The following is a 9582-nucleotide window of genomic DNA, read 5'->3' on the forward strand; positions in this document are numbered from 1 at the left end:
GCTTTCACAGCCGAGGAATGCAGGCACTATTTCGAGGCAGCCGGCTATGACCCGGAGTAAGTCGAATCTGCTCTAGCGGACGGCCGTTAAACTGCAAGAACACCTTGATCGCCTCGTTGCGAAATTTCCTAATTCCGTTGAAACAGAAGCGCGGCCGCGGTCTGATGGCTGACCTCAAGTGCCGTTCACTGGCCCTTGTCGGCCGTGTGCACGATGTCGCGTTCGAACTGCCTGCTGATCGAATCCTCGGCGCCAAATCGCGACGTCATCAAAGTCCTTCCGCCGATAACCATCTGAGATGACGAACTCGATCCCGGCATTGGCATCCTCGATCAGGCACTACAGGAGAAAACCAATGGCGACTCTATAAACAAGGGCCTCTGCCAGGCCGAGGTTGCCGAGGCGCTTCGTCAGCGGCAGCTCGATTTCTTTCTTCGTCTTGACGACCCGCGCAGCGATCGTGATCAGCCCGAAGGGCAATTGGGCGCGATAAACTCGAGCGCTTCGGCATAGGGCGGCAGGTAGAGCTGCCGGGCGACGTGAAGGCTCGCTGCGATAGATGTTGCCCGGGAACGAGAATGCGCCGGCGAGGACAATGATTCCATCACCGTTCATCTCAACACGCGCCGTACACGGGCACGCTCAGGTTGGCGACAATCGCACACAGGACGATAGCCGAGCGCCACTGCCAGCCTCTCCGATGCTCTCGCTATATCGTGCTGGATTCCAGGTACTTACGACTAAAACCGTAAAACCGGAAGGCCCGCAGGTTGTTCTTATTCGCCAAGGGTGGGAGACGGTGTGATCGACCAATCGATTAGATCTGCTGCCCGCTGAAGTATTATCCGGGTCTGAGCATGACTGGGTGAAACGGCGATGACATGTCCAATGCGGTCTCGGCAATCGCCTTTCCTGGCGATCCGCGCCTTAGGTTCGATATACCACTCGACCTCGGACACGCCTGAGATAGCAGCCGCCCGAGTGTCGCCATCCCTCCAATTGAACGTTCCGTCGCGATCAGAAATCAGAAACCGCGCGGCCGCCGTATCGGTCGGGCTTCTCCGCAAGCTGCGTTGGACACCGGTCACAAGTTTGATGTGCTCGGTGATGAGATCCACGCCATAAGCCAGCTGAATCAATTCGGGAGCCGGCGAAGCTGGAAGATGCGGGTTAACTCCAACCACAACTGGACCACGCTTCGTCAACCGGAGCTCAATGTTCGTTGGCCCCCAGCCAAGGCCAAGTGCATGCAAGCAAGTCAGCGAAACATTGGAGATTTTTTCATATTCATGGTCAGTCAGTACGGCAGGATAGGTCCACTGACGACAGCTCAAACTCGGCCATTGACAGAACTCGACCATGGCAACGCCAATTAATTCGTTCCCGATCATGTTAACGTTGTATTGCTGTCCTTGTATGAAATCCTCCACCAGTATCCGTTGAGCAGTACGCGCGGCCTGCTTTACCCCAAGAAGGGTGGCTGTGTGTCCTGCTAACTCTTCCCGATTTCTGCACAATTTTGCACGGGTGCTTCCGCTTCCTAAAGCTAGCTTGACGACCACCGGCAGCCCGATCTCACTCGCAAAGCTCTCAGCCTCCATCCCGTTCGATGCGACGTGATATGCGGGTACTGAAACGCCTGCCTCCGAGAGAAGCTGACGTTGAGAGAATTTGTCGGAGCATTGTTCAATCGAAACAGGGCTTGGTCCCGGCAGACCGAAATGCCGGCAGAGCTTACCGACTGTCGCAGAGACTAAAACGTCTTCGGTCGTAAATCCAGTAATACCAGCAATGTGATAACTCCTGCGTAGCCCGTAACACTCGCGAATCAGCGCATCGATATTGGCTGTATCAACGGTAATAGCGTCAACGCTTCCCGACGCAACATATCCGTACCGATCCGGATCTGCCGCCAAGGTAATTGGGTGGAGCCCGAGGCGTTCAGCCGCTTGGACGCAGAGCGGACCATTGCCCCTATCACCTTCTACCAGGATGAGCGCTTTGCTTAACACTGACTTGGACTCCGATGTTGCATTGTGTGCGGCAGCCAGCAGCGTAAGGAAGTACTGCCCCCGATTTGAGACTTAGCTGTAAGGCCATGGCAACGGGCTCCGCCGCCGAGGTGCAGGCGCTGCTAAGAACGTAGTTCACCAACAGCAAGCGTACACTGCTTGCCTTTTCTTGATCACGCAGGTGCGGCCAGTGCTCGTCAGCCAAGGCATGTTCTCATCCTCGTTAGTCGCAGCCGACCAGGCGCCAATATCCGCCACCCGAAGGTGGACCGCCCTCAAAAAACCGGATGTTGGATCGTCATCCGGCCGGAGAATGAGGCCGACCCAAGTCGGATTACCACTTACCTTCATGGAAGACTTAGTTTGGCAGTGCGGCCACCATCCACGACAAAGATCTGGCCGGTGACGAATGCAGCCTCGTCCGAGGCAATCCATGCGACCATAGCAGCGACCTCCTCAACGCGACCAGTTCGTCCCAACGGATGAATGGTACCCAGCCTTCCTCGCGCCTCCCTCGGCAACGCGGCGACGAAATTGGTGTTGAGATCCGTATCGATCCATCCAGGAGCCACGCCATTGCAGCGCACGCCGTCTGGCCCCCCATCGACCGCCACGGCACGCGTCAGGCCATGCAGGCCTGCCTTCGAGGCACAATAGGCGGCGTGCCCTGGGTTGGAGGCCAGTCCCTCTATCGAGCCGATATTGACGATGGAGCCGCGGCTTCTCCGAAGATGAGGCATGGCGCGACGGATCAGCAGAAAAGGAGCATCAAGATTGAGCGCCATTGTGCGTTGCCACTCGTCCAGCCCCGTCTCATCTACCTTTGCCTCAATCATCCGCCCAGCGTTGTTGACGAGGATATCGAGGCGACCGGCCTTTTGAACGACATGGTCAATTACCATGTCCGAAACCCCAGGATCGCAAAGATCCGCTACGATCGCTTCTACATCGCCGGTCTCTTCAAGCTGAACCCCAAAAACTCTGGCTCCCCCGCTAACAAGCCTATCGGCGATTGCCGCCCCAATCCCTCTACTGGCCCCGGTCACCAAGGCGACCCTCCCGACAAAGGGCTTCATGCGAATGCCCTTTCGTGGTTCACCCTGCCTACCGCGCCGTACATGGGTCGCGCGCGGCAGCCCGGTTTTACCCGAACACCTTCTGGCCGACAGTCGAGACGACCCCTTCGTTCGGTTGGCGAAGCGAGCACCGGCGTGGGCATCGCCCCGAGCGACCGCCAGACGAATAGCGGCAGTTCTGCCTCCGAATGCGCGGACACCTTATGCCTGACCGTTTGTCCCGTGGGATCCGCGATACTAACGTCAAGATTCTCGATCAGCGCCGCTGGCGGCCTGATCTGATCGCCACGCGCACGTACCGCGAGGCCAATCTGGCGTTCCCATTGGTTGCCGATAGTCAATTCAAATTGAAATGCAAGCATCCAAAGCTCTTTCTTCGTTAGTGCCGAGCCTTCATCCCATTCCAGTACGATTTTATGGGCTTCGAAAGCGTCCCGCAAAACATCCTTGTATAAAAAATGCTGTACTTATGCCACTTCGTTCAGCACTGCGATGGGGTTCATTCGCATGAACGAATTGGCCGATAAGCCAATCGGCTATCGATCTTTCTTATGCTTTCTCCTCGGCCCATCGCGCGGTCGCGCCTTGAGGAAAGTTGTTTGCGGTGCTGCACAGAGATTGCCGTAACAAACCTCCTCGCCCTTGTAGTTGGCTAAGGCCTGCAGCAAATTCGGTAGAAGGTGCTGTTTCAGTTCGCCCAGCATAGGTTTCGGACGGTCCAGCGACTTCAATGCCAACTCGACCAACTCGATCGCGCGATTTTGGTTGCCGCTCTCGTGATAGTACCGAGCGACCGCCGGATACGTCCGGAATTTTTGGCCGTCGCCTTGCGGTGGATTGAGTGCAAGGAGCTGCTCTGCCAGCTCGTTACCGAGGGCGAAACGCTCAAGTGACGGAAAATGCGAGTGATCATGCGCCGGACCGAAGAGTTGGTCTAGAGTTGCCAGCATCCAATCCTCGGAGTTCCTTCCAATGGCGTCGCGAACCAATTGGCGTATGACAGGCAATCCGGTCCGCATGTCCTTCATTCTGTGAAGCAATAGGTGCGCATAAGCCAGGCGGAAATTGATGTCGCCGGGCATCAAGGCGGTGCCCTCCTTGACTGCCGAGAGCGCCGTATTCCAGTTCTGGTTCCTCACTGCCGCCCAAAATCTCTTATTGATTGACTTGTTCAACGCTTGTTCGCTCGCTGTGAGCTCTCCGTCCGCGATCTGGTTCGCGTTGGCAGCTTTCGCAGCGCCAGCTGCCGCTGAGCACTCTCGGCAAGACATCATCGAGTTCTGTCCGGTGACCGATAGAGGCTATGCGGCCATCTAGATCGGTCACAAACGAGGTCGGAGCTGCGGCAAAAGAGCTGGCCTCCAGCCAAGGCTTTTCCATTTCGCCTATGTAGTCGAACGCGATCGGGAAATTCGGGTTCGAGCACTTTTCGGTCAACCGCGTCCAGCTTGGCTCCCGCCTCAACCGTCGTCAGCACGCGTTCATGAGCTGCGGCTCCAATAATCTCGAGCCCACTGTCCTTGAACCTTTCCTGCAACTGCATCAGGTGGCGCATCCCCGCCACATATGGTTCGGTCCCAGTTGCCCAAAATACGACGACGTACAGTTTGGTGGGCTTTAAATGTGCGCTGGGCTCGCGGCGCAGCCAAGTCTGGACATTGCTCGAATGAGCCAGCGACCCTATCTGCAAAAGCATATTGCCCTCCATCGCCATGCCAAGGTTGCGCGGCTTTACCGCAAGCTGTTCCTGGGACGGTGCACCGGGCCGACTGAAAGGAGTGTTTCGATCGTTATACGGTTTAGGATGCGGTCAGCCGTCAATCAGTTTTGCCGCATTTCGATTAGCAAGGGCTGTGCCAGCGTGCTGAAACGCCCAGCGAGTGCATAACAGGGCCGAATGACAGCCTTGTAACGCAAGAGGCGCGAAGTAATGAAGCCGACATTTTGCCTGTGTTTGTTTTGAACCGGACATTTTGTCAGCCGCTGGCGGTCTGCTCGTGTAGGTCGTCTCCCACTTGCACGGCACAACAGCACTGAACGCTCTTATGTTCCGGGCTGCTGCGCGCCAAAGCGGCAACGGCAATGTTGGCGCGCTTCAATCACATTTGGGCCTACCGTCCCCTCCGGAGAGGTCGGAGCAGCGAAACTGGGATTCACGAACCCTCGCGTCTTTCAGGCAACACCACAAGCAAATGACGGACATGCTCAACTTGGGTGTTGGACAACTTCGAGCTGTTATGAACGTCGAACGTTGGAAGCAATCCTATCTCTCTTGGAAGGTATCCCGTGCTCCTTGAGGTATGGTGCGTAGAATCCGGACACGAGCATAGGATGATCAGGACGCAGCGTGGAGAAGCCTCCGGCTGAACCTTGGCAATTTTTCGATGAGCAAAGACATACCGATACCCCGATGCACTCGAATTCCGATGTAGCGTAGTTCCACGTCACCTCGGCTTCGGAAGAGATCTGCCGAATGGCAACAAAGTCGTAGGCGCCGAAGCGATTGGGCACAATCGCTAAGTTCGGGTCACAAGAATGATTCACAATGACGGCCGGCTCCTGAAAGAGAGCGTGGACATTCCAGCCCAATTGAAACGAATTCGTCGTTCGTGTCGTTTCCATCCGCTCAATTAGCCCTATGACAACAATTTCACCCGGCAGGAAATCGCGAGCGGCGAATACCCCGCGCCCTCTATCGCTACCCGTGCTGACGATTCTTACGTTGCGGGCATTGATCTGCTTTGCACAGGCGACGTCATCCGTCAAAATAGACAAGTTTTTGCTTACGTTTGGATTTGACATAACCGCTTTTCCTTCTAATTAAAGTCCAAGAATTGGTGAGATTCCTAAATTGTGTAGAGAATTACACCCTCTGTTTTTCCGAAGCGTCATTTGCTAACAATCCCAAACAGCGTTGAGGCTACGAGCTTTGGATTGCCGATGCCTACTTGCCACAAAAGAACATTATTCAGCCCGGCCTGTTTTCCTTCGTTCGGCCCATTACCCAACATGAATGCCTTTCGGCCGCGCCCGCTGCCCCACACCAGGAACGCTCAAAGTTCGTGCCAATTTTACGGGTCGAGCCGGAGAAGAAATTTCGTGATGCCTTGCGGCGATTTCCGAGGCAAACAAGAGAATGGCTAAACACGGCGTGTCTAGCGGACCCGACAAACCTGACACGAGATGGCAAATAGCGGTGCTGGAGGAGCCTGTGGCTCGACCGGGAGGCAGAAGACAGAAGAATGGCGATTTGATCGGCGCCCCAGGGACGGTGTATGATCGTTCCCGCTGCCATCGAACTGGCGGGGTCGCACTTTTGAACGAAGCGGAGTCCGACGGCGACCAAATGCATCGCAGTCTTTGCGTCTCTCTAGGCGAGAATCGAGAAGTCCAGCTGACAAAGTCTGGCGGGCAGCTCTATGACAAGATGTCCACCAGCCTTCGCCGTTAGGATAGATGCTTGCGGCCTTGCTCACGCTTTGGCCAAATGAGCGTAGCTTGCCGCGAAACGTCGGAGTTTATGTTCGCCGCAAGTTACCGGGTGGTAGCGCTGTGGGTTGCTGTCCGTAACACATGATTTTAATGGCTCGATGATCGCATCGAAGTCGGCGTCGATAAAGAAGGGGACCGAGTATCGCTCGCGCCCTGAGCTATTCACAACGCGATGGATGTTGGCCAGATAGACATCGTTGGTGAGCCGCTGAATTAGGTCGCCGATGTTGATTATGAAGGTACCGTGGATCGGCGTGCCTTGTACCCAATCGCCATCTCGGTTCAGGACCTGGAGACCGCCCACGTCATCCTGTGCCAGTATGGTCAAATTGCCATAGTCTGTGTGGGCGCCAATTCCGATGATGTCCTCGCTAACATGCCCGCTCTGCGGCGGGTAGTGGAGCAGGCGCTGAATGCTTATCGGGTTGCGCATGAGATTCTCGAAATAGCTCTCGGGCAGGTCCAGACTGAGCGCAATTCCCTGCAGAAGTTTTTTTGCGAGGGCCACCATCCTTTGATGGTATCCATATGTCAGCTCCCGAAACTCGGGCCAACTTGAAGGCCACTGGTTAGGACCGAAAAACGGACCTTCCAACACCGAACGTTCAGGTCCGAAGTCGAAGCACTCCTTAAGATCTTTGGTCTTGCCAGGATCGGTGTTTTCCCCGAACGGCTCAATGTATCCGCGAAAGGCCACATCTGAATTGCTGATATGCAGTAGTGTTTTCTCCGATAATGGCAGATCAAAGAATTTGCGGCTTGCCGAGAAAACTGAATCGATTAAATCCTGCGGAATACTGTGATTCTTTACATACATGAAGCCCGCGTTGGACAGCGCCCACCTTATCTCGCGAGAAACCCCTTGTTTGTTTGTTCCATCGAGAAGTGGGCCTATATCAACCAACGGTATTTTTTCGAACCTCTCGCGTTTTGCTTTCAACTTATCGTCGAGCCTGACTTTGGGCATTATACACCTGTTTGACAATGGGGAGTTTACCCTGGGTTGTTCGAGAGCGGAAACGTGAGAAAACGTCGAGAAATGTGAGGCGGTCCTTTAGGCGTCGGCCCATCCGCGATAAAAGGGTCAAGTGACAAACGTCGGCGTCGAGGGAAGGGGCGTTTTGAGCGCTGTCGTGGGGTTTGGCCCCGTTCTGTGTGCTTATCCACGGTTTTCATGGCAGCTCCTACGTTCAGGGGCCTTATGAGCAGCGCGCCGTCTGCACCTGCCAAACTGCCAAGTGAAGCATCAAAGCTCGTGCCAATTGGGCCAGAGGACGTCCAAGAAAATACTTTTATGGGTGTTTTCCGCTATTTAGGCTGACGCTTGATGACAGGTCGGCCCTAGCCCGGAGTGTATGTTTGGCGACAAACCTACCTTGTAGGTCCTGAAGCTGCTGTAGGTTGACGTTGCCGGGGAGCGCGGCCCCCCGCAGCTCATTCGGAGAGCTGGGGGGAGATCCAGCGCGCGCTCCTGTGTTTTTGAGCGTCAAGGGCCCAAGGCCATCGTAGGGCTGCCCTTGCGGTCCCGAAGCAGCCGATTTCCGCGTAATGACGAACCTGCCGCCGGATGTCAGATGCGCTCCAACTCATCCTGCGCTTTGGCAGCAGGCTCAGTGCCGGGACGCTCGCCCCGTCTATCTCGCCTCATCCCTGTACATCAGGAGCGACGTTCCCGACGCGTGTGCCAGGAGGTGGATGCTCCAGTCAGTTCTGCATGGCTGTCAAGTGTAACCCGGACTGCACTAACATCGTGGTGAGCGAGCGAAGCCTACTTTGATCTCTAGACGAGATCGTGCCACCTGCAGCCGCGCTGCATGGTCAAAGTTTTGAACGTTTCGGTGGCCTGCACGATCAGATGGAACTCACCTAGCTCGAGAGCACGGCGACTGGAGACGAGATCGCCGCCGAACAGGCCGCGGCCCGGATCACCGAGGTGGCGCCTTATGTGCGCAAACGACCGGCGCGCCAGCCATTCCCCGAGCACCTGCCGCGCGAACGCGTGGTCGAGCCGGCGCCGGCCGCTTGCCACTGGTGCGGCGGTCATCGGCTGCGCAAGCCGGGTGAGGATATCACCGAGACGCTGGAGGTGGTGCCGCGGCAATGGAAGGTGATCAAACATGTGCGGGAGAAGTTCACCTGCCGCGACTGCAAGGCGATCAGCCAGGCTCCGGCGCCGTTCCACGCCACCCCGCGGGGCTGGGCCGGCCCCGGCCTGCTGGCGATGATCCTGTTCGGCCAGCATCAGCCGCTCAACCGCCAGGCTGAACGCTATGCCCGCGAAGGCGTGCCGCTCAGCCTGTCGACGCTCGCCGACCAGGTCGGCGCCGGCGCTGCGGCGCTGATGCCGCTGTTCAAGCGGCTCGAAGCCCATGTGCTGGGCGCTTCACGTCTGCACGGCGACGACACGACGGTGCCGTTCCTTGCCAAGGGCAGACCGATACGGGCCGACTATGGACCTATGTGCGCGATGACCGACCGTTCGGCGGCGCCGATCCGCCGGCGGCGGTGTTCTACTATTCCCGCGATCGTCGAGGCGAACATACCGCGGCGCATCTCGCCGGCTGGAGCGGCATTCTGCAGGCCGATGCCTTTGGCGGTTATGGCGATCTCTATGCGACGGGTCGTCAGCCGGCGCCTGTTCTCGCCGATAGCCAACTGCTGGGCCCACAGCCGGCGCAAAGTGTTCGAGCTGGCCGATATCGAAGCGGCGGCGCGCAAGAAGGCGCGCGGCGACAAGCCCAACCTGGTCTATTCGCTCGCCGTTGAAGCCGTGAAGCGCATCGATGTCCTGTTCGATATCGAGCGCGCGATCAACGGCCTGTCGCCGGCCGCGGAGCGTGCCGCTGCCGCCTGATGCGCACCCCTACGGCTCGGGCTGCTTTTGGCTTTCGGAAGATGCGCGCGGTGTAGTGCGCGCCTTATCTCTGCGTGTTTCGGTAATTCCCGGACACCCTTTTCGCTAAATCCCGGACAGTGATTTCAGTAATTCGCGGACAGCGATT

The 9582-nt window shown here is 57.0% G+C and carries 7 protein-coding genes and 1 pseudogene; 2 read left to right on the forward strand and 6 right to left on the reverse strand.

The window, feature by feature from the left end; genetic code table 11:
• Nucleotides 1–339: 339 nt before the first annotated feature.
• The 4 genes from CK222_RS32105 to CK222_RS33600 all read right to left on the reverse strand — a co-directional run bounded on the left by CK222_RS32105 (nt 340) and on the right by CK222_RS33600 (nt 4170).
• Nucleotides 340–615 (reverse strand): hypothetical protein, encoded by a 276-nt coding sequence (locus tag CK222_RS32105; RefSeq protein WP_141247179.1) that lies wholly within the window; start codon nt 613–615, stop codon nt 340–342.
• A gap of 161 nt (nt 616–776) precedes the next feature.
• Complete coding sequence (locus CK222_RS31085) at nt 777–2012, reverse strand: ATP-grasp domain-containing protein (protein WP_095802966.1); 1236 nt, start codon at nt 2010–2012, stop codon at nt 777–779.
• 347 nt (nt 2013–2359) lie between these two features.
• On the reverse strand, nt 2360–3088 hold the full coding sequence (locus CK222_RS31090) for an SDR family oxidoreductase (RefSeq protein ID WP_095802967.1): 729 nt from the start codon (nt 3086–3088) through the stop codon (nt 2360–2362).
• A gap of 536 nt (nt 3089–3624) precedes the next feature.
• A complete protein-coding gene (locus CK222_RS33600; protein ID WP_348628825.1) occupies nt 3625–4170 on the reverse strand; it encodes a hypothetical protein in 546 nt (181 codons plus the stop codon).
• Between CK222_RS33600 and CK222_RS33605 the strand changes: the two genes are divergently transcribed.
• On the forward strand, nt 4157–4405 hold the full coding sequence (locus CK222_RS33605; protein WP_348628826.1) for a hypothetical protein: 249 nt from the start codon (nt 4157–4159) through the stop codon (nt 4403–4405). The two genes, CK222_RS33600 and CK222_RS33605, sit on opposite strands and share 14 nt — an antisense overlap.
• A gap of 918 nt (nt 4406–5323) precedes the next feature.
• Here CK222_RS33605 and CK222_RS31105 read toward each other — a convergent pair.
• Together CK222_RS31105 and CK222_RS31110 are read right to left on the reverse strand one after the other, a co-directional pair.
• Nucleotides 5324–5890, reverse strand: a complete 567-nt coding sequence (locus tag CK222_RS31105; protein WP_095802969.1) for an SET domain-containing protein-lysine N-methyltransferase — start codon at nt 5888–5890, stop codon at nt 5324–5326.
• A gap of 670 nt (nt 5891–6560) precedes the next feature.
• Nucleotides 6561–7547 (reverse strand): 2-oxoglutarate and iron-dependent oxygenase domain-containing protein, encoded by a 987-nt coding sequence (locus CK222_RS31110; RefSeq protein ID WP_095802970.1) that lies wholly within the window; start codon nt 7545–7547, stop codon nt 6561–6563.
• A gap of 876 nt (nt 7548–8423) precedes the next feature.
• On the opposite strand from CK222_RS31110, the pseudogene CK222_RS31115 reads away from it, so the two are divergent.
• A pseudogene (locus CK222_RS31115) lies at nt 8424–9407 on the forward strand (IS66 family transposase); the annotation flags it as partial.
• Between the last annotated feature and the right edge of the window lie 175 nt (nt 9408–9582).

This window comes from Mesorhizobium sp. WSM3866 (assembly GCF_002294795.1).
Lineage (GTDB): Bacteria > Pseudomonadota > Alphaproteobacteria > Rhizobiales > Rhizobiaceae > Mesorhizobium.

What these genes read in the sequence shown, in the direction of transcription:
- CK222_RS31090 (WP_095802967.1), bottom strand. Translation starts at nt 3,088, where the DNA reads ATGAAGCCCTTTGTCGGGAGGGTCGCCTTGGTGACCGGGGCCAGTAGA.
- CK222_RS33605 (WP_348628826.1), top strand. Translation starts at nt 4,157, where the DNA reads ATGTCGCCGGGCATCAAGGCGGTGCCCTCCTTGACTGCCGAGAGCGCC.
- CK222_RS33600 (WP_348628825.1), bottom strand. Translation starts at nt 4,170, where the DNA reads ATGCCCGGCGACATCAATTTCCGCCTGGCTTATGCGCACCTATTGCTT.
- CK222_RS31105 (WP_095802969.1), bottom strand. Translation starts at nt 5,890, where the DNA reads ATGTCAAATCCAAACGTAAGCAAAAACTTGTCTATTTTGACGGATGAC.
- CK222_RS32105 (WP_141247179.1), bottom strand. Translation starts at nt 615, where the DNA reads ATGAACGGTGATGGAATCATTGTCCTCGCCGGCGCATTCTCGTTCCCG.
- CK222_RS31110 (WP_095802970.1), bottom strand. Translation starts at nt 7,547, where the DNA reads ATGCCCAAAGTCAGGCTCGACGATAAGTTGAAAGCAAAACGCGAGAGG.